Genomic DNA, 19,949 nt, shown 5'->3' with positions numbered 1-19,949 from the left:
TTCGGCGAGGTCAGTCCCAGCTGAGCCCGCCGCGGCGCCATTCGTAGGCGTAGGCGACGGACACGTTGAAGATGAACAACGCCATCGCGGCGAAACCGAAGAGACCGAGTGCGTCGAAGTGGACGGCCCACGGGTAGAGGAACACGATCTCGATGTCGAAGATGATGAACAGCATCGCGGTGAGGTAGTACTTCACCGGAAAGCGTTGTCCAGTAATGTTTCCCGGCCCGCCCGCCATGGCGTGCGGGGTGGGTTCGATACCGCACTCGTAGGGCTCGAGCTTGGCCCGGTTGTAACGTTTGGGGCCGATCAGCGACGCCATCAGGACCGAGAAGATCCCGAACGCGGCGGCGATCGCGCCGAGGACGAGTGTGGGGAACTCCATGTTCACGACTGCGTGTGCCCTCCTTGCGAGCGGGCCCCGGTTTCGTGAGCTGGGGCTCGGTGACGGCTGGTGACAGCTTCCGAGGCGGCTGACGTCGTTGTCCGCCCGGCCAGACTCGCCCCATGGCCTCGCTCCCGCGGCACGAGCCGGACGAATCCTGGCCTCGAATTCATACCGGTCTCGCAACTGTGTGAGCTACGGCACAGACTACAACCGACGCCGGACGTCGCGATCTTCTTTCGGCGGGATGTTTGATCGCATTCGGAACTGCGATTCATGACTGAAACGGGGGTAATCGCCCGCGACCGTCACGTGACGGACCGGTGTCAGGGTTCGGGTCGGCCGGTTACCGGCGAGTATTCGGGCTGCCGACGGGCGCGGTCATACCGGCCTCGGCCATCGTGGCGTGGCGTCGACCCGAGAACAGAAGGCAGCCGGCGATTCGTGACGATCACTCATCGGTCATGGCCGAGCGCGCGAGCAGACGCGCGCGGCGCGGTGATAGTCGGAGGGAATCGATCAGGCGGCGATACGGCTCAGCAACAGCGCGACGACGGCTTCGGTCAGCCGAATCGGGTCGATCGGATGCGCCACCGAGGCCTCGGCGCGCGACCAGTTCGCCAGCCAGGCGTCGTCCGGACGGCCGGTGAGCACCAGCACGGGCGGGCATTCGGCGATCTCGTCCTTGAGCTGCTTGGCGATACCGAGTCCACCGGCGGGCGTCGACTCACCGTCGAGGATCGCCAGATCGATGCCGCCCGCGTCCATCCGCTCGATCACCACCGGGGCGGTGGCGACCTCGAGGTACTCCAGGATCGGAAGATCGGGATGTGGATGCTTGCCCAAGGCCAGCATCACCTGACGACGAGTGTCGGCGTCGTTGCTGTAGACCAGCACCCGCAGCGGGGTGGAACGATTCGAATCGGCCACGCACGGATGGTACGTCCGCGGGGGCACGGCCCGTGGCATGTTGGCGCAGAACGATTCGCGCGTCGGCTCCCGCACTGCAAGACCATCACCCGGTGGACGACAAGAATCTGTCGGTAGAGTCCGGGAAATGCGGGGAGATATCACGACCGGTCTCGTCGAAACCGACGTGTGGACCGACGAAATGCTCGGGGCCGCCGGAATTCCGGTGATCGACATACCTTTCGTCACGGTGGGCAGCGGGATCGGTTCCTTCGTCACCTACGACACCTTGCGGATATACGGGGTCCCGGCGGCGGCGATGGCGGTACTCGGCCCGCAACGTCATCCGTGGTCGTCCTACGAGTATCTGACCAGGGTGTCCCAGATCCCCCGCAGCGAGCGGCTGCGCAGTGATTCGGCTTCGACGCCGGACAATATCTGGGGCTTCCCCTCCTATGCCGTGCGCGAGGCGTTCGCGGACAAGAAGTTCGGACCGCTGTGGAACGTGCTGGTCGAACCGATCTTCGCCAACTACTACACCCCGAGGGCCGGACAGGCCTTCGCCGGGATGGAGCGGGAGTTCCATCGCATCGGATACGCGAACTCGTTGCGCAACGGGCAGGTTCGCATGGTGCGCAAACGTCACGGCGGCGGCTACTTCACCATCCTCACCCCGCCCGCGGGCACGACGCCGACCAAACGGATCGCCTTCCGCAGCACCTACGTGCATATCGCGGTCGGCTACCCGGGCCTGAAACTGCTGCCGGATCTCCAGGAATACCGGGAACGCCATCGTGACCCGACCCGGGTGGTCAACGCCTACGAACCGCACGAACACGTCTATCAGGCACTGCAACGCCGACCGGGCACGGTACTGATCAGGGGCAGCGGCATCGTCGCGAGCCGGGTGCTGCAACGCCTCGTCGACGACCGCGACAAATTCCACCTCGACACCAGGATCGTGCACCTGTTCCGCACCTATGTGGCGGGCGCGCACGGCAAGAACCTGTTCAACCGCCGCAAGGGCGGCGACGGTTGGGCCTACCAAGGTTTCAACTATCCGAAATCGGTGTGGGGCGGGCAGCTCAAACAGAAGGTGCGCGGACTGCAAGGTGAGCAGCGCGCGCAGGCATACCGGGAATTCGCGGGCACCAACACCCCGATCCGGCGGCTGTGGCAGCGGCAGTTGCGGCGCGGGCGCGTCCAGGGCTGGTACCAGGTGATGGCGGGAACGATGCGCGCGCCGCGTCCGGCACACGGCAATCAGGGCGTGATCGCGACCATCGTCCCCGATCCGACCGCGCCGCTGCCGTTTCCGCCACCGACGCAACCCTTCGACGTGACCGTCGACTACGTCATCGACTGCACGGGCCTCGAGGCCGATATCCGTGAACACCGACTGCTCGCGGATCTGCTCGATCACACCGGCGCGGGCCGTAATCCGGTCGGACGACTCGATGTCGACACCACCTTCGAACTCATCGGCACCCGCAGCGGCAACGGACGCGTCTACGCCTCCGGCAGCGCGACACTGGGCGGACCGTTCGTCGGCGTCGACACCTTCCTCGGATTGCAGATCGCCGCGCAGGAGATCACCGACGACCTGGCCGCGGTCGGTTTCTGCCCCAGGATGGGGCCGATCCGGTCGACGCGGCAGTGGTGGCTCTGGATGACCGACAAGAAGATCTGACCGATGCTTCCCACACTCAACGGACGTCTCCAGACCCGCCTGCTGGTACTCGGCGCGGTCGGATTCCTCGTCGCCCTGCTGATCACCCCGCTACTTCCCACCGGCTCGCTGAGCCTGGGCCGGGCCTACCGGGTGACCCTGTCGGTCTTGCTCGCCACCATCCTCGTCGGCCTGCTGTGGGAGTTGCTGTACCACTTCCTTCAGCAATTCCGCTGGGAGAAGGACTGGCCGACGATGTTCGGGCTGCTCACCGTCGTCAACGAAGGGCTGCTGATCTGGGTGCTGCTGCGCGGCACGACGGTGATCGTGCCACCGCAGTTGCGGCCGTCGGCGACGGCGTTCGTGATCCAGTTCGCGATCACCTGGTTACTCTTTTGGATACTCGTCAACGGGCCGATACGGTTGGTTTTCCATCGGTGGCGATACAACGGAGGCAGATTTCTGTAGGTGCGCCACGGCGACGGATATTCCGCCGCCGGAGCCTGAACAGGGAGGGTGGCCGTGCCGGATCCGCAGGTCGAGGTGCTGGCCGGAACACATCTGGTGGCCCGCAGCGACGGTGTGCTGATCGTGGTCGCCAACCGTGACGACGTCGTGCCCACCCCCGAATCGGCCGTCGGCTCGACACTGCTCGCGATCCAGGGATTGATCGCCGACGCCGCGCGCCAGGAGCAGCCGCGCAGCGGTCGCACGTTCGCGCGACTGGCGACGACGTGGCTGATGGGGCAGGACGACGAGAGCGCCGTCGAATTCGGGGTCGTCACCCCTTCCGACACCGGGATCGCGGTCTTCCTGCACGGCGCGGTCACCGCGGTACTGATGAGCGGTGATCAGCACCGGGAGGTGCTGCGCGGTCGGGACGCGGGATTCACCGTCGACCGCGTCGTGATCCCCGCACCCGACATCGGCGCCGGGATCTTCGTCGACGAGGGCGACCAGTCCGTCGACCTGCCCCGCGCACGCGGTGTGTGCACATTGGCAGCGGGTGCCGTTCCGGGATCGGGCGCCGTGCTCTGGTACGGCGAACCCGCCGCGCGACCGAGCCGGGCCCGCATGCCCGCGACACCCGATGTCGCGCCACCGCCCGACGACGAATTCGACATGACACTCGCGCCCGGGGTGCCGGAGACCAGACAGACCCCGCCCGTGCCGGTCCGGGACCGACTACGCAAGACCGATCCACCGCCCGCCCCGCGCCGCGAAGCCGAAACACCCTTGTCCGACCCGCGCCGAGCGCGAACCGCACCGAGGAATCCGCCCACCGCGGGCGAGGTGATCGTGGCGGGCTACCGCTGCGCACGCAGGCACCACAACGATCCGCGGGTCTCGTTCTGCACGGTGTGCGGCATCCGGATGGATCAGCTCACCTGCGTTCTGACCGACGGCGTCCGTCCACCGCTCGGTCTGCTGATGCTCGACGACGCCACCTCGATCATCCTCGACGGCGACTGCGTACTCGGTCGCGAGCCCGAGCCGTCCGACGCGGCCCGCCGTGGTGCGAAACCGGTACGGCTCGATGACATATCCGGCGGGATGTCACGAACCCACGCCGAGATCCGCCTGGTCGACTGGGATGTCACCGTGGTCGATTGCGCCTCGGCCAACGGCACCCACATCCGGCAGCCCGGATATCAGGAATGGCAGCGCGCGATCCCCGGTCACCCGATCGTCCTGCAACCCGGCGCGCAGATCCAACTCGGCGGCCGCACCCTGACCTTCGATTCCCAACGCGGCCAGCTGTAGTGCAGGCGGTCACCGGGCCTGGTCGACGGGAAGCACGGACAACTGTGACACACACACATGTGCGGGCCGGGTGACGGCGTAGACGATCGCGTCCGCGACATCGTCGGGATCGAGCAGCCGCATCCGCTCGTGAGCTGTGGCCAGTTGTTCCCGTATTCGGGGGTTGCTGGTGTGCGAGGCGAGTTCGGTATGGACACCACCGGGTTTGAGGTCGGTGACGCGTAACGTGCGCGCTGCCAGTTCGGTGCGCAGCGCGGCCGAAAGGTAGCTGATCGCCGCTTTGGTCGCGCTGTAGACGGCGAAGCCCGGCACGCTGTAGTCGGCGCCGGTGCCGGAGGCCGCGCCGGTCACGACCGCTACCCGATCCGTCACCGCCGTCATACGAGTTGTCATGTGGCTCAGTGTCGGAGCGTGCCCGACACTCGACAATGCGTCGGTTCTGCCTGGGTCGAATCGGGCCACCCTGTCCCGGACGATTTCTGAGATGCTGTGCCGATGGCCTCCGAACCAGGTTCTGTCGACCCTGGCGGCTGCCCTCGGACTCGACGAGGTCGAGACAGAACACTTGCAGCGCCTCGCGCGCGGGCACCGCCGGAACACGAGTACCCCGGCACGACACCATGTTCGATCGGAGGTCGCGGCCATTCTCGGCCGATTCGACGATCTGCCCGCATTGGTCCTGGGGCGCTCGCTGGAAGCCCTGGCCTGGACGCCGGTCGCCGCGACATTGCTGGGATTACGTGCCGACCGCGAACGCAATATGGCCCGCAGGCTGTTCTTGTGTCCCGACACGCGCCGGCTGTACCCGGACTGGGCCACGGTCGCCGCCGAGACCGTCGCGCATCTGCGGCGGATCGCCGTGCAGCATCCCCTCGATCCGGCGACGACGGGCCTTGTGGTCGAACTGTCGTGCGCGTCGCGCGGAGCTCTGGTCACGCCACGAGGTCAGCGGTGTGCGGCCCGTCGGTAAACGTTTCGACCATCCGCTGGTCGGCCGGTTCGAGTTGCGTACCGAGGTGCTCACTCTGCCCGAGGACCAGCAGACGATCGCCGTCTACGACGCGCTTCCCGGCACCCCGGGCGTGGCCGCGTTGGCGCGGCTACGAGCACTCGCCGCCTCGGCGCACGGGCGCTCGGACGGACCGGCGCTGCACAGGCCGAGTCGGTGAATGCCCCGTGGGGTGACTGGACGGCCCGGTGCTGGAAGAGACAGCCGATCAGCCCGGTTCGAAGGCGGCGGGCCCCACTTCGGCCGGGTCGAGGATGTGGGAGATGAACAGGCGGGTGGTCGGGGTCGGGGTGCGGGTGGTGATGGCGTGCCAGGGGCGGTCCAGCGGAGTGCCGTCGATCGGGATGATCCGGAGCGCACCGGATTCCAGATCGGCTTCGATGGCGTCGCTGTGGATGAGGGTCACGCCGAGGCCTTCGCGGGCGGCGGCGAGGACGGCGCCGTGCGAGCCGAGGGTGAGCGTGGGCGGGGAGATCTGGAGTTGGTCGAGCAGGCCGAGGGTGGCGTCGCGGGTGCCGGAGCCGCGCCCGCGCAGCAGCCAGGTGGTGCGCAACGGGTCGGCACGGTGGTCGGGCGCGCCGACGACGACGAGTCGACTGGGGCGGCGGGCGCGGGTGACCAGTCCGGCGTCGCGTGGCGGGCGCCCGGCGATGACGAGATCGGTTTCGTGGTGGTGCAGTTCGAGGAACAGCACGTCGCGGGGGTTCACCGAGAGACTGAGTTCGATGTCGGGGTAGCGGTTGCGGAACGCCGCGAGCGGGCGCAGCAGCACGTATTCGCCCGCGGTGGCGACGACACCGATGCGTAGACGCCCGGTCTCGGCGTGCCGCACGGCTGCCTGCGCCTCGTTCATGAGGCCCAGGATGCTGCGGCAGTACTCGGCGTAGATCCGTCCGGCTTCGGTGAGGGTGATGCCACGTCCGGCTTTGGCGATCAGCTTCGCGCCGAGCTGTTTCTCGATGTGGGCGACCGCGGCCGACACTGCGGCTTCGGTGATGTGGAGCTGGGTGGCGGCGCGACGGATGCTGCTGTGGCGAGCGACCACCAGGAATGTTTCCATCCGAGTCGTGCTCACCATACCCATACTCGACGGTAACAAACTCTCCGAAATGGTTGAGCTTTATCAGGAACAATCAAATTGTCCGTGATCGGACCTGCCGTCATCCTGGAAATCCCAAGGCGCACAACAGCCCCCGGTGTTCTATTCCAGGAGGAACGATGGCCGAAGAATCCGAACACGATCGCTGGGATCCGGGCGTACGATCCTACGCCTCGATGGGGTACTGGGCACCGGACTACGAACCGTCGGCGACCGACGTACTCGCCGTGTTCCGGGTGACCCCGCAGCGCGGGGTGGATCCGATCGAGGCCGCGGCGGCGGTGGCGGGCGAATCGTCCACGGCGACATGGACGGTGGTGTGGACCGACCGGCTCACCGCCCACTCGCAGTACCAAGCCAAGTGTTACCGGGTCGACGAGGTGCCGGGCAGGCCGGGGGAGTACTTCGCCTACATCGCCTACGATCTGGACCTGTTCGAGGAAGGATCGATCACCAATCTGACCTCGTCGGTGATCGGCAATGTCTTCGGCTTCAAACCGCTGCTCGCGCTGCGGCTGGAGGACATGCGGATCCCGGTCGCCTACGTGAAGACCTTCCAGGGCCCACCGCACGGCACCGTCATGGAGCGGGAGTACCTCAACAAATACGGCAGGCCGCTGCTGGGCGCGACGGTCAAACCGAAACTGGGTCTGTCCGCGCGCAACTACGGCCGCGTCGTCTACGAGGCGTGCAAGGGCGGACTCGATTTCACCAAGGACGACGAGAACATCAACTCCCAGCCGTTCATGCGCTGGCGCGACCGGTATCTGTTCGCGATGGAGGGCGTCAACCGGGCGATGGCCGAGACCGGTGAGATCAAGGGCCACTACCTCAATGTCACCGCCGCGACCATGGAGGACATGTACGAGCGGGCCGAATTCGCCAAGGAGCTCGGCAGCGTCGTCATCATGATGGACCTCACCGTCGGCTACACCGCGATGCAATCGATGTCGCATTGGGCCAGGCGCAACGGGGTGCTGCTGCATCTGCACCGGGCAGGCCATTCCACGTTCACGCGTCAGAAGACCCACGGCGTGAGCTTCCGGGTACTGGCCAAATGGTGTCGCCTGATCGGGGTGGATCATCTGCACGCGGGCACGGTGGTCGGCAAACTGGAGGGCGATCCGGCGACCACGCGCGGTTTCTACGACACGCTGCGCGACAACCACATTCCCACCGACCTCGGCAACGGCATCTTCTTCGACCAGGACTGGGCGAGTCTGCCGGGGGTGATGCCGGTGGCCTCCGGCGGCATCCACGCCGGTCAGATGCATCAGTTGCTCGACCTGTTCGGCGACGACGTGATCCTGCAATTCGGCGGCGGCACCATCGGGCACCCGCTGGGTATCGCGGCGGGCGCCGAGGCGAATCGGGTGGCGCTGGAAGCGGTGGTGAAGGCGCGCAACGAGGGCCGCGATCTGTTGAAGGAAGGGCCCGAGGTGTTGCGGCAGGCGGCGCAGTGGTGCCGCCCGCTCGACGTCGCGCTCGCGACCTGGGGTGATGTCACCTTCGATTACACCTCCACCGACGCACCCGACGCGGTGCCGACCGCGAGCCTCTGAGGAGCCATCCCATGTATCTGCGTCACGGAACCTTCTCCTACCTGCCGGATCTCACCGACGCCGAGATATCGGCCCAGGTGCGATACGCGCTGCTCAACAGCTGGCCGGTCTCGATCGAGTACACCGACGATCCGCATCCGCGCAACGCCTACTGGGAGATGTGGGGACTGCCGCTGTTCGATCTCGACGAACCGGACGGGGTACTGGCCGAGATCGACGCCTGCCGCGCCACGTTCCCGCGTCACTACGTGCGGGTGCTGGCCTACGACGCCCGTTACGGCAGACAGACCACCGCGCTGAGTTTCCTGGTGCAGCGCCCGTCCGACGAACCGGGATTCCTGCTCGTCCGCACCGAGGGGGCGGACCGGCGCCAGCAGTACGGCCTGCACTCCTATGCCACCGGCACTCGTCAGGGACAGCGGTATGGCGGCTGAGGGCAACGGATTCCGCCTGCACCGGCCGGGTGGCGACGCCCGGCCGGTGCGCCCGCAGGTCGAGGAGACGCCACCGGTTCTCGACGACGACGCGCTGCTCGATCTGTCGGCCGACGCCGCGGGCGCCGACGTCGCCGACACACTGAGCAGACTCGACGCCGAACTGATCGGGCTGGCCAATATCAAACTGCGGGTGCGCGAGATCGCGGCGCTGCTGCTGATCGACCGCGCGAGGCAGCGTTTCGGACTGACCGCCTCGCGCCCGACCATGCACATGAGTTTCACCGGCGGTCCCGGCACCGGCAAGACGACCGTCGCGTTGCGTATGGCGCAGATGTTGCACGCGCTCGGCCATATCCGAAAACCGGCGGTGCACAGCGTGACCAGGGACGATCTGGTCGGCCAGTTCATCGGACACACCGCGCCCAAGACCAAGGAGGCGATCGCGCGGGCCGCCGGAGGTGTGCTGTTCATCGACGAGGCCTACTACCTGTTCCGGCCCGACAACGAACGCGACTACGGCCAGGAGGTGATCGAGATCCTGTTGCAGGAGATGGAGAACGAACGCGCGGGCCTGGTGGTGATCTTCGCCGGCTATCCGGATCGGATGGAACGGTTCTTCTCCGCCAATCCCGGCCTGTCCTCCCGGGTCGCGCACCATCTCGAATTCGCCGACTACACCCACGCGGAATTGCTTGCCATCGCCGAACTCATGGTGGTCGGCGAGAATTTCCGCTTCGACGACGCCGCATACGCGGCGTTCTCGGACTATCTGTCACGTCGGATGACCCGACCGCGTTTCTCCAACGCGCGCAGCGTGCGCAACGCGATCGACCGGTGCCGGTTGCGGCAGGCCAAACGGCTGCTCGAGCTGCGCAGGCCGCTCTCGCGCGGTGATCTGATGACGCTGACCGACCGGGATGTGCTGGCCAGCAGCGTTTTTGTCGACGACGCAGCCGCCGACGACACCGACACACCGGACAGCCACGCCACGAGGGTCGCGCCCGCGTGAGGAGAGCCAGGGATCATGCCAGAAGGACTCAAAACCCTCACCCGCTACACGATCGAGGAGGAACATCGCCATCCCGGTTCCTCCGGTGAGTTCTCCGCCCTGGTGAACGTGCTCGCGACCGCGACCAAGATCATCGCGAATCAGGTCACCCGCGGTGCGATCGTCGGATCGCTCGGCGCGGCGGGACCGGGAACCCCGCCGCCGACGCCGCACCGTGAACTCGATGCCGTCGCCAACGACATCATGGTGTCGCAAACCCAATGGACCGGCCATCTCTCGGCGTTGCTGTCCGAGCAGATGGCCGGGGTGCATCCGGTGCCGGGCACCCATCGGCGCGGAAAGTATCTGCTCGCGTTCGATCCGCTGGACGGATCGAGCAATATCGACGTGAATCTTCCCGTCGGCACCATCTTCAGCGTGTTGCGCGCGCCCGCTCCCGACGGTGGCGAACCGTCGGACGCGGATTTCCTGCGTCCGGGCGCCGAACAGGTCTGTGCCGGATTCACCCTCTACGGACCGGCGACGATGCTGGTGCTCACCACCGGGAGCGGCGTCGACGGGTTCACCCTCGATCGCGAGATCGGCGCGTTCGTCCTGACCCACCCGCGTATGCGGATCCCCGACGACACCTCCGGTTTCGCGATCAACGCCGCCAACGACCGGTTCTGGGAACGTCCGGTGCGGCGCTACGTGCACGAATGCCTCGACGGCGCGCAGGGGCCGCGCGGGCGGTATTTCAATATGCGCTGGGTGGCGTCGCTGGTCGCCGACACCTTCCACATCCTCACCCGCGGCGGGGTGTATCTGTACCCGTCCGACAATCGGCCGCAGGCGGGCGGGGGTCGGGTCGCGCTGCTCTACGGCGCGAACCCCGTCGCGTTCATCGTCGAGCAGGCGGGCGGCGCGGCGACCACCGGCACCGAACGGGTGCTGGAGGTGGTCCCGGATTCGGTACATCAGCGGGTGCCGCTGATCTTCGGTTCCCGCAACGAGGTCGAACGGATCGAGCGGTATCACCGCGAACCCGACGAAGGACCGAGTTTCGACCGGTCACTGTTCGGCAGCCGCTCGCTGTTCCGGCCGGCGGGGCGGTGACGTCGGCCAATTCCCTTGTCCGGCAATCGAGGAGGTGCCCATGTCGGTCAAACATCCCGTCGTCGCGATCACCGGTTCATCCGGTGCGGGGACGACCAGCGTCACCCGGACGTTCCAGGAGATCTTTCGCAGGGAGGAGATCAACGCGGCCATCGTGGAGGGCGATTCGTTCCACCGCTACGACCGCAACGAGATGAAAGTGGCGATGGCCGAGGCCGAACAGCGTGACAACAGGACGTTCTCGCATTTCGGTGAGGAGGCGAATCTGCTGAAGGAATTGGAGAACCTGTTCCGGGACTACGGCGAGACCGGTGTGGGTTCGGTGCGGAAGTATCTGCACGACGAATCGGAGGCGAAACCCTATGGGCTGCCCGCGGGCACGTTCACGCCCTGGGAGGATCTGGCGCCGGGCAGCGATCTGCTGTTCTACGAAGGGTTGCACGGAGCCGCCGTCACCGAGACCGTCGACGTGGCGCGGCACGCGGATCTGCTGGTCGGTGTGGTGCCGATCGTGAATCTCGAGTGGACCCAGAAGGTGATCAGGGACAAGACCGAACGCGGCTACTCCAGCGAAGCGGTCATCGACACCATCCTGCGGCGGATGCCCGACTACGTGAAGTACATCTGTCCGCAGTTCTCCCACACCTACGTCAATTTCCAGCGGGTGCCGACCGTCGACACCTCCAATCCCTTCATCGCCCGATCGATTCCGACCGCCGACGAGAGTTTCGTGGTCATCCGGTTCGCCGACCCGAAGGTGATCGATTTCCCCTATCTGCTGTCGATGTTGCACGACTCGTTCATGTCGCGGCCGAACTGCATCGTGGTACCCGGCGGGAAGATGGATCTGGCGATGCAACTCATCTTCACACCGCTGATCCTGCGCCTGATGGACAAGCGGCCCCAGCGTTCCCGCTGAGCCGAGCTCGGGCGTACAGTTGGCCTAAGTTAATCACCATTCGCATGGTGATCATCGGCATGAAGAAGGAGCTCCCATGATTTCCGCGGTCATCGTCGACGCCGTTCGCACGCCATCGGGTAAAGGCAAAGCCGGTGGTGGGCTCTCGGAGGTGCATCCCGCCACGCTGCTGTCCTCGGTGCTCGGCGCGCTGATCGAACGCAACGACCTCGATCCGGCGCTGGTCGACGATGTGATCGGCGGTTGCGTCACCCAGAGTGGTGAGCAGGCGCTCAATATCTCGCGAACCGCGGTGCTCGCGGCCGGATTCCCGGATTCGGTTCCGGCGACCACCGTGGACCGGCAGTGCGGTTCGAGCCAGCAGGCCGCGCATTTCGCGGCCCAGGGTGTGCTCGCGGGCGCCTACGACATCGCCATCGCCTGCGGTGTCGAATCGATGAGCCGCGCGCCGATGTTCTCCAACGCACAGGACAAGGACCCCAACCGCGCGCCGCTGGCGCACCGCTTCCCGGACGGCCTGATCGGCCAGGGCGTCGCGGCCGAGATCATCGCGGCGCGTTGGAAACTGGACCGGGGCACGCTCGACGCGTTCGCCGCCCGTTCGCATCGCCTCGCCGCGGAAACCGCGGTGGCGGGCGGATTCGACAACGAACTCGTGGCCGCAGGAACCCTGACAGCCGACGAGACGATTCGCCCGTCCACGACCGGGGAGGGGCTCGCCGGTCTTCGTCCGGCCTTCGCCGACGACGCGTTGCAGGCGCGGTTCCCCGAGATCGAATGGTCGATCACCCCGGGTAACTCCTCCCCGCTCACCGATGGCGCCTCGGCGGTGCTGATCATGAGCGAGGAGAAGGCGAATGAACTCGGCCTGCGTCCCCGCGCGCGCTTCCACTCCTTCGCCGTCACCGGCGACGATCCGCTGCTGATGCTCACCGCCGTCATCCCGGCCACCCGCAAGGCCCTGGCCAAGGGCGGACTGTCGATCGAGGATATCGACGCCTACGAAGTGAACGAGGCTTTCGCTCCGGTCCCGCTGGTGTGGCAGCACGATCTCGAGGCCGATCCGGCCAAGGTCAACCCGCGCGGCGGCGCGATCGCCCTCGGCCATCCCCTCGGCGCGTCCGGCACCCGCATCCTCGCCACGATGCTCAACCACCTGGAGCAGACCGGCGGCCGCTACGGCTTGCAGACCATGTGCGAGGCGGGCGGATTGGCCAACGCCACGATCATCGAACGGCTCTGACCGCCGGTTCAGTCCGGCAGCAGCGGCACCGACAGACCCTCGCCGCGAGTGATCAGCGCGGCGCGGGTGACGGCGGCCGACCCGAAGCGGCGACGCAGATCGTCCAGGGTCGCGTCCAGGGTGGCGGTGGCGCGCGGTTCCAGCGGCAGGGTGAGCTGCACGGCATCGGCGTCGTCCAGGTTGGTCAGGGCCAGACCGACCAGGGTGAGGCCGCGCTCCTGGATCATCGGCATCGAGGCGGCGAGCAGGACGCGGGCCGCGCGCAGGATGGTCTCGGTGTGATCGGAGGCCTCGGGCATGGTGTGTGAACGGGTCACGCGGCTGAAATCGTCGAAGCGCATGCGCAGCACCACCGTTCGACACACCCGTCCGGCATCGCGCAACCTGCGCCCGAGACGATCGGTGAGCCCGTGCAGGTAGGCCTCGATCTCCTCGGGTTCGCGCGAACGTCGTCCGAGGGCGCGCTGGGCGCCGATGGACCGGCGACGTTTGCCGGTTTCGACGCGGCGCGGATCGCGCGCCATCGACAGGGCGAACAGGTGCCGCGCGGCGGCGGGACCGAGAATCGGACGCAATCCGGCTTCGCCGTGCTGGGCGAGCTGACCTATGCGGGTGATACCGCGGTCGCGCAATTTCGCGGCGGTGACCTCACCGACACCCCACAATCGCTCGACCGCGAGCGGGTGCAGGAAATCCAGTTCGCCCTCCGGCGGCACCAGCCGAAGTCCGTCGGGTTTGGCGACCGCGCTGGCCACCTTGGCCAGGAATTTGGTGCGCGCGATGCCGACCGAGATCGGGAGCCCGACCTGTTCGCGCACGGCGACGCGCAGGGCGTGCGCGATATCGACGGGTTCACCCGCGATCCGGCGGAGTCCGCCGACATCGAGGAACGCCTCATCGATGGAGATGCCCTCCACCACCGGCGTGGTGTCGCGGAAGACCTCGAACACCGCTTTGCTGGCCTCGGCGTAGGCCGACATACGCGGCGGCACGACGACGGCGTCCGGGCACAGGCGAAGGGCGCGCGCGCCGTTCATCGGCGTCCGCACGCCGCGGGCCTTCGCCTCGTAACTGGCGGCGAGCACGACCCCGCCGCCGACGATTACGGGACGCCCGCGTAGCCGTGGATCGTCGCGCTGTTCGACCGAGGCGTAGAAGGAGTCCAGATCGGCGTGCAGAATCGACGCTTCGGCCCGTGCGACGATCCTGGTCCGCCCGGATCGCGCCGAGTCCGGCCCCGAGGACGGCGTGCCACCCGGCTCGGCGGCGGGTTCGCGGCGATGATCGGACACGAACATATGTTCGCATGGCGCGGTGACAGGTGGGAGGCGGACCACAAAATCTACGATTCCGCTACGTAGCAATACCGCCTGACCGGTACGCTGAATCGCCAGAAAGTGCGACCAGTGGTGAGGGAGTCGGTTCGGTGCGTGGATTCGGAGATCTGGAAGCGGTCATCATGGACCGCATCTGGGATCGAGACGCGGAGACCACGACGGTCCGCGAGATTTTCGAGGAACTGTCGAATGAACGCGATATCGCCTACACGACCGTCATGTCCACCATGGACAACCTGCATCGCAAGGGCTGGCTGGCGCGTGAACGCGCGGGCAAGGCGTACCGGTACTGGCCGACGCTCACCCGCGAGGAACACAGCGCCAGGCTGATGCTGGAGGCGCTGGGATCGGGCGGACGTTCGGATCTGGTGCTCAGCCATTTCGTCGACAGGATCAGCGATGACGAATCGGCCGGGTTACGGGCCGCGCTGCGCAGACTGACCTCGCGCAAGACCCCCGAGGCGCCGTGAACCTCGCCCTGGGCCTGCTGCTCTACGGCACCGCGGTCGCGCTGTTCGGTCCGCCGATCCTGCGCCGACTCACCCGGCGCGGCGTGGCGCCGCGCCTCGGGGTGACCGCGTGGCTGGTCGCCATCGGCGGCGCGTTGGGCTCGTGGGCGCTGGCGGCAGGGGTGCTCGTCGTCGAATTCGCCGCCATCTGGCGCCACCCGAGCGAAGCCCTGCGGGCGTGCTACGCGGTGCTCTCGACGCCCGCGCACCCGCATACCGCCACCGCGGCGAAAGTGGTGACCTTCGCGGTGTCGGCACTGGTCATCGCCGGTGTGACGGCGATCGTCGCGCACGTGGCGACGGTGGCGGTGCGGCTGCGCAGACATACCCACCGACACGGCAGGGCCGTGCGCATGGTCGGCCGAAGGATGCCGGACCTGGGCGCGGTGGTGCTGGATTCGCCGGAACCGCAGGCCTACTGCGTCGCGGGTCGCCCGGACACCATCGTCGTCACCACCGCGGCCGTCGACGCGCTGACCGGCGAACAACTGGCCGCGGTACTGGCCCACGAGCGCGCTCACCTGCGCGGCCGTCACGCCGCGCTGACCGGAATACTGCGCAGCACCGCCGCCGCGCTGCCCGGGGTGCGGGTCGTCACCGAAGGCTCGGTCGAGATCGGCCGTCTGCTGGAGATGTGCGCCGACGACCGCGCCGCGCACTCCCACGGTCCCGCCTCGCTGCTCGGCGGACTGCTCGCCCTGCTCGACGCGGGCGCGCCCGCCCCGGCCGGAGCATTGCACGCGGCCGGAACGGCGGTGCTCGCGCGCGCCGAACGTCTCGTCGCACCGGTCGGCGTGGTGGCGCGGGCGCGCAATCGCACCGCGCTGCTCGGGGTGATCGCCACCACGGTGATCGGATTGTCGGAGATCACCGTCGGCGTGCTCTTCTGTAGTGCGCTGATGAACTGAGCGGAACCGAGTGGAGGGAAGACCGGGGTGCGGGTCGGCTGGGATCAGGTCTTCGCGTGGCGGCTGCGACGTCAGTATGTGAGCGAACCTGCGACATCGTCGGTGCCGGAGATCGTCGGCAGGCTGTGCGGAGTTCAGGCGCAGGTGACCTCGTCCGCGGAAACCGCCGTCGCGTTGCGCAGTCGTAGCCCCGAGTCGGGCGCGCTGACCCGTGAACTGGCGGCGGGCACCGTGGTGAAGACCTGGTCGATGCGTGGCACCCTGCACGCGCTCACCCCGGCCGCGGCCTCGGCGTTGCTCCCACTCATCGCCTCGGCGCGCACCTGGGAGAAACCGGTCTGGCAGCGCAATTTCGGCGCGACCCCCGCCGAGGTGATCGCACTCACCGAAGCCGTGTCGACGCATCTGGCGGACACGGTGCTCACCCGTGAGGAACTGGTCGACGCGCTGCTCACCGACAAGGCGTTCCATCGGATGGGCGAACAGTTGCGGTCGGGGTGGGGCGCACTGCTCAAACCGCTGGCCTGGCAGGGCGCGCTGTGTCACGGTCCGGCACGGGGCAATCGGGCGACGTTCACCAGCCCTTCCCATCTCGTCGCCGAATGGCAGGGTCTGCTCGATCCCGACGTGGCCGCCCCGGTCGCCGTCACCGCCTACCTCGACGCCTACGGCCCGGCGACACCGCAATCCTTCGACGCCTGGCTCAGCCGCAACAGCCTGCGCAAGACCACCGTGCGCCGCTGGTTCGCCGACCTCGGCGACGCGCTCACCGAAGTCGACATCGACGGCCGCAGCGCTTACATCACGACCGAACACGCCGAGGAGTTGGCCGCGACGAAGGCGAAACGCTCGGTGCATCTGCTGGGCGCGTTCGACCAGTACGTCCTGGGCCCCGGCACGTCCGATACCGCGCTGCTGCCCGCCGCGCACCGGGCGAAGGTCAGCCGCGCCGCCGGATGGATCGCGCCCCTGGTCCTGGTCGACGGTCACATCGCCGGTACCTGGGAGATCGAGGACACCCGGTTGACCGTGTCACCGTTCGACGGCGCGAAGATTCCCGCGAAACACCTCGACACCGCGGTCGTCCGGCTCGCGACAGCCCTCGGTCTCGAGAACCTCACGGTACGAACCGGCTGACCTGTTCGGCGCCGCTGCGAACCCGATAGCGAACAGGCCGCGCCGTTCGCGCGGGGCAGCGGGAGTCGTTGCGGAGGAACGCATTAGAGTCTCGTCATGACGGAGTACACGCCGGAATCCGGTCGTTGACCGATACACGCCCACCGCTGGTGCCCGATCTCGGTTTCGGTGGGCGGATGCGGCAGGTCGCCGCGATCGCCGTGCCGATCGTCCTCACCTCGGCCACGACCGTCGTGGTGGGTGCGACCGACACGGCTCTGCTCGGGCATCACTCGAGCGAAGCGCTCGGTGTCGCCGCGCTGGTGATTCCGCTGTGGATCTTCTCCACCGCGCTCGTCATGCCGTGGGGCTCGGCCACCCAGGTGTTCGTCGCCCGCTGGCACGGCGCGCGCGACGAGGTATCCATCCGGGTACTGGCCAGGGCCGGGCTGGTGCGCGCGGTGGTCATCGGCGCGGGTTTCGCGGTACTCGGTGCGATGGTCACACCGGTGATCCTCGCGTGGACGGCGCCGGTCGGTCTCGATCGCGGCGAGGCGACGGCCATGATGTGGGTTCTGTTGTGCGCGTTGCCGTTCACGGCGGCGACGGGCCACCTCCGCGGTCTGCTCGCGGGTGTGGGGGATACCGGTGCCGCGGCGCGGGTCGCGTTGTTGGTGGCCGTGCTGAACCTGTCGGTGTCCTCGGTGCTGATCTTCGGAGCCGACCTCGGGGCCGTCGGGTCGGGAATCGGATCGAGTATCGCGATCGCGGTCGGCGCCGCCGTGCTGTACACCCGTGCTCGTTCGGTCTTCGGGCGTGGCAGACGGAGTCGAGGCGGCACGGATCGGGCGATGCTGCGTTCCTGGGTCGCGGTCGCGGTGCCGGACGTCGTCTTCGGCGTGGTCAGCTACGGCTCGGAGGTCGCGGTGACGGCGGTGGCGGCGAGTCTGGGCACGGTGAGCCTGGCGGCGCATCGGATGATGAGCATCTCGATCTCACTGGTGTGGATGTTCGTCTACGGGACGGCCGCGGCGATGGCGATACTCATCGGCCAGCGGATCGGCGCCGATGACCGGGGCGGCCGCCTGGCGTTCGTGCGCGCCGGAACGGCGCTGATGCTGAGCTGCGCCGGCACGACGGCGGTGCTGCTCGCGGTGGCCGCGAAACCGTTCTTCGGCATCTTCACCACCGATTCCGCCATGATCGCGGCGGCGGCGGCCGTGGTGTGGTCACTGCCGGTGCTGGCGCCGATCATGGCGATCGGGACGGTGTATGCCGCGCAATTGCGTGCCGCGGCCGACACCAGAGGCGTCATGTACGCGTCGTTGTTCTCGACCCTGTGCGTCACCCTGCCGGTGGTGTGGATACTCACCGAGGTCTGCCATCTCGGACTCGTCGGCGTCTACTACGGGCTGATCGCGGGCTGGGTCGCGCGCACCGCCGCCACCTATCTGCGCTACCGGCAGACCACAGCGGGCGAAGTCGACTGTCCGGCATGACGACCGCGCGCCGGGAGCCCACGCCGACCGAACCCGATCGCGGTGGTCTCCCGACGGGGGGCGATTCAGGCGACCTCCGGGTCCGGCTGGGCGGCGATCACACGCGGCTTACGGGTACCGAGTCCGATCAATCCCGCCAGTACCGCGATCGCCGCCGTCACATACCAGGTGCGCTGGAAGGCCTCGAGGGTTTCGTGCGGGCCGACGGGGGAGCCGAGCGTGGCGACGACCACCGCGACACCGACGGCAAGGCCGATCTGGCGTGCCGCGCTCAGCACCGCCGAGCCGGTGGCGAAACGCTGCGGAGGCAGACCCGCCGTGCCCGCGGCGAACGCGGTGGGCAGGGTGAGCCCGACACCGAGACCGGTGACGAGCATGCCGCCGAGTATTCCGCCCGCGTAATCCGGTTCGAGCGTGATCGCGGACGCCCACCACAGCAGTCCGGCCGCGAAAGCCGCTCCGCCCGCCGCGACGACCGGTCCCGCGCCGACCCTGGCGATGAGCCGTCCGGCCAGGATCGCGACGATCGGCACGACCAGTGGTCCGGGCGCGATGGCGAGACCGGTGCGCAGCGCCGACCACTCCCAGACGTTCTGGGCCCACAGCACGATCGACAGCAGCATGCCCGCGAACGCCACCTGGAAGAACACCCCGTTGGTCGCCATCAGCGTGAAATTCGGCGCACGTAGCAACGCCGGATCGAGTATCGGGCTGTGGTGGCGCGCCGAGGAGACGACGAATCCGACACCGAAGACCACCGCCGCCGCGAACGCGAGCAACACTCCCGGCGACGTCCAGCCCCAGTCGTGGCCTTTGACCAGCGCCAGGATCATCGTCGCGATCGCGCCGATCAGCAGCAGCGCGCCGACCATATCCGGCAGCGGCCCGCCGTCACCGCGCGAATCGGGCAGTTTACGCAGACCGAGCACGATCGCGGCCAGCCCGATCGGCACGTTCACCAGAAATACCCAGCGCCAATCGATCTCGACGAGCAGTCCGCCGATCACCGGGCCGAGCGCGGCGCCGAGGCCGCCGAAGGCGACCCACAGCCTGACCGCGGTCGCCCGCGACGCGGCGGGTGTCGTCGCGAGCACCAGACCGAGCGAGGACGGGGTGAGCATGGCCGCGCCGACCGCCTGTGCCACCCGGAACCCGACCAGCGACGGCACATTCCACGCCAGCGCGCACAGACCCGAGCCGAGGACGAAAAGGCCGAGGCCGAGCAGGAATACGGTGCGGTTGCTTCCCCTGTCGCCGAGTCGACCGGCCGGAACCAGCAGCGCGGCGAAGACGATGGCGTAGGCGTTGAGCACCCACGAGAGGCCGGACAGGTCGGCCGCGCCGAGATCGCGGGCCATGTCGGGCAGCGCGACGTTGACGATGAACAGATCCAGGCTCGACAGCAGTACGCCGATCGAGACAATGGCAAGGACCACCCGGTGGTCGGTCGCCGGGCGCGACGCGACGGAAGTCCGCACCG

At 67.8% G+C, this 19,949-nt stretch carries 19 protein-coding genes and 1 pseudogene; 14 read left to right on the top strand and 6 right to left on the bottom strand.

What is annotated here, in order from left to right:
* Nucleotides 1-10: 10 nt before the first annotated feature.
* Both DAT37_RS40135 and DAT37_RS40130 read right to left on the bottom strand, forming a co-directional pair.
* Nucleotides 11-385 carry an NADH-quinone oxidoreductase subunit A gene (locus DAT37_RS40135; protein WP_408637493.1) on the bottom strand — a complete coding sequence of 125 codons (375 nt, stop codon included), beginning with the start codon at nucleotides 383-385 and terminating at the stop codon, nucleotides 11-13.
* A gap of 519 nt (nucleotides 386-904) precedes the next feature.
* On the bottom strand, nucleotides 905-1,354 hold the full coding sequence (locus tag DAT37_RS40130) for an Rv3143 family two-component system response regulator (protein WP_109530361.1): 450 nt from the start codon (nucleotides 1,352-1,354) through the stop codon (nucleotides 905-907).
* Nucleotides 1,355-1,442: 88 nt separating this feature from the next.
* Between DAT37_RS40130 and DAT37_RS40125 the strand changes: the two genes are divergently transcribed.
* From DAT37_RS40125 to DAT37_RS40115, 3 genes are read left to right on the top strand one after another with little or no spacing between them, the layout of a single operon-like run.
* Complete coding sequence (locus tag DAT37_RS40125; RefSeq protein WP_109530181.1) at nucleotides 1,443-2,984, top strand: hypothetical protein; 1,542 nt, start codon at nucleotides 1,443-1,445, stop codon at nucleotides 2,982-2,984.
* A 3-nt stretch (nucleotides 2,985-2,987) separates the two neighbouring features.
* Nucleotides 2,988-3,431 carry a hypothetical protein gene (locus DAT37_RS40120; protein ID WP_109530180.1) on the top strand — a complete coding sequence of 148 codons (444 nt, stop codon included), beginning with the start codon at nucleotides 2,988-2,990 and terminating at the stop codon, nucleotides 3,429-3,431.
* Nucleotides 3,432-3,485: 54 nt separating this feature from the next.
* Nucleotides 3,486-4,727, top strand: coding sequence for an FHA domain-containing protein (locus DAT37_RS40115; RefSeq protein ID WP_157978947.1), 1,242 nt, complete (start codon nucleotides 3,486-3,488; stop codon nucleotides 4,725-4,727).
* A 9-nt stretch (nucleotides 4,728-4,736) separates the two neighbouring features.
* Here the strand turns inward: DAT37_RS40115 and DAT37_RS44620 are convergent, their stop codons facing one another.
* On the bottom strand, nucleotides 4,737-5,120 hold the full coding sequence (locus DAT37_RS44620; RefSeq protein ID WP_157978946.1) for an SDR family oxidoreductase: 384 nt from the start codon (nucleotides 5,118-5,120) through the stop codon (nucleotides 4,737-4,739).
* Between DAT37_RS44620 and DAT37_RS44615 the strand changes: the two are divergent.
* Nucleotides 5,119-5,896: pseudogene (locus DAT37_RS44615) on the top strand (MmyB family transcriptional regulator). The gene DAT37_RS44620 and the pseudogene DAT37_RS44615 sit on opposite strands and share 2 nt — an antisense overlap.
* A 48-nt stretch (nucleotides 5,897-5,944) precedes the next feature.
* Here DAT37_RS44615 and DAT37_RS40095 read toward each other — a convergent pair.
* Nucleotides 5,945-6,814, bottom strand: a complete 870-nt coding sequence (locus DAT37_RS40095) for a LysR family transcriptional regulator (protein ID WP_232840288.1) — start codon at nucleotides 6,812-6,814, stop codon at nucleotides 5,945-5,947.
* A 140-nt stretch (nucleotides 6,815-6,954) separates the two neighbouring features.
* Here DAT37_RS40095 and DAT37_RS40090 point away from each other — a divergent pair, with 140 nt between their 5' ends.
* From DAT37_RS40090 to DAT37_RS40065, 6 genes are all read left to right on the top strand, one after another.
* Nucleotides 6,955-8,397, top strand: coding sequence for a form I ribulose bisphosphate carboxylase large subunit (locus DAT37_RS40090; RefSeq protein WP_109530174.1), 1,443 nt, complete (start codon nucleotides 6,955-6,957; stop codon nucleotides 8,395-8,397).
* Between the two features lie 11 nt (nucleotides 8,398-8,408).
* Complete coding sequence (locus tag DAT37_RS40085; RefSeq protein WP_109530173.1) at nucleotides 8,409-8,831, top strand: ribulose bisphosphate carboxylase small subunit; 423 nt, start codon at nucleotides 8,409-8,411, stop codon at nucleotides 8,829-8,831.
* Nucleotides 8,821-9,843: an AAA family ATPase gene (locus DAT37_RS40080; RefSeq protein ID WP_109530172.1), complete on the top strand. Its 1,023-nt coding sequence runs from the start codon at nucleotides 8,821-8,823 to the stop codon at nucleotides 9,841-9,843. Before DAT37_RS40085 ends, DAT37_RS40080 begins: the two co-directional genes overlap by 11 nt.
* Before the next feature lie 15 nt (nucleotides 9,844-9,858).
* On the top strand, nucleotides 9,859-10,938 hold the full coding sequence (locus tag DAT37_RS40075) for a class 1 fructose-bisphosphatase (RefSeq protein ID WP_109530171.1): 1,080 nt from the start codon (nucleotides 9,859-9,861) through the stop codon (nucleotides 10,936-10,938).
* 40 nt (nucleotides 10,939-10,978) lie between these two features.
* Entirely contained in the window at nucleotides 10,979-11,857 is an 879-nt protein-coding gene (locus tag DAT37_RS40070) for a phosphoribulokinase (RefSeq protein WP_109530170.1), read from the top strand.
* A 76-nt stretch (nucleotides 11,858-11,933) separates the two neighbouring features.
* Entirely contained in the window at nucleotides 11,934-13,100 is a 1,167-nt protein-coding gene (locus tag DAT37_RS40065; protein ID WP_109530169.1) for a thiolase family protein, read from the top strand.
* A gap of 8 nt (nucleotides 13,101-13,108) precedes the next feature.
* Here the strand turns inward: DAT37_RS40065 and dinB are convergent, their stop codons facing one another.
* On the bottom strand, nucleotides 13,109-14,398 hold the full coding sequence (gene dinB / locus DAT37_RS40060) for a DNA polymerase IV (protein WP_109530168.1): 1,290 nt from the start codon (nucleotides 14,396-14,398) through the stop codon (nucleotides 13,109-13,111).
* A 128-nt stretch (nucleotides 14,399-14,526) separates the two neighbouring features.
* On the opposite strand from dinB, the gene DAT37_RS40055 reads away from it, so the two are divergent.
* From DAT37_RS40055 to DAT37_RS40040, 4 genes are all read left to right on the top strand, one after another.
* Entirely contained in the window at nucleotides 14,527-14,907 is a 381-nt protein-coding gene (locus tag DAT37_RS40055; protein WP_109530167.1) for a BlaI/MecI/CopY family transcriptional regulator, read from the top strand.
* Nucleotides 14,904-15,854 carry a M56 family metallopeptidase gene (locus DAT37_RS40050; RefSeq protein WP_109530166.1) on the top strand — a complete coding sequence of 317 codons (951 nt, stop codon included), beginning with the start codon at nucleotides 14,904-14,906 and terminating at the stop codon, nucleotides 15,852-15,854. Before DAT37_RS40055 ends, DAT37_RS40050 begins: the two co-directional genes overlap by 4 nt.
* 27 nt (nucleotides 15,855-15,881) lie before the next feature.
* Nucleotides 15,882-16,991 (top strand): winged helix DNA-binding domain-containing protein, encoded by a 1,110-nt coding sequence (locus DAT37_RS40045; protein ID WP_109530165.1) that lies wholly within the window; start codon nucleotides 15,882-15,884, stop codon nucleotides 16,989-16,991.
* Between the two features lie 125 nt (nucleotides 16,992-17,116).
* Entirely contained in the window at nucleotides 17,117-18,469 is a 1,353-nt protein-coding gene (locus tag DAT37_RS40040; RefSeq protein ID WP_157978943.1) for an MATE family efflux transporter, read from the top strand.
* A 65-nt stretch (nucleotides 18,470-18,534) separates the two neighbouring features.
* Here DAT37_RS40040 and DAT37_RS40035 read toward each other — a convergent pair whose 3' ends face one another.
* Entirely contained in the window at nucleotides 18,535-19,947 is a 1,413-nt protein-coding gene (locus DAT37_RS40035; protein ID WP_408637489.1) for an MFS transporter, read from the bottom strand.
* Nucleotides 19,948-19,949 lie beyond the last annotated feature (2 nt).

The organism is Nocardia aurea (genome assembly GCF_003123685.1).
GTDB lineage: Bacteria > Actinomycetota > Actinomycetes > Mycobacteriales > Mycobacteriaceae > Nocardia > Nocardia aurea.
This window is presented reverse-complemented; position numbering and strand designations above follow the sequence as displayed.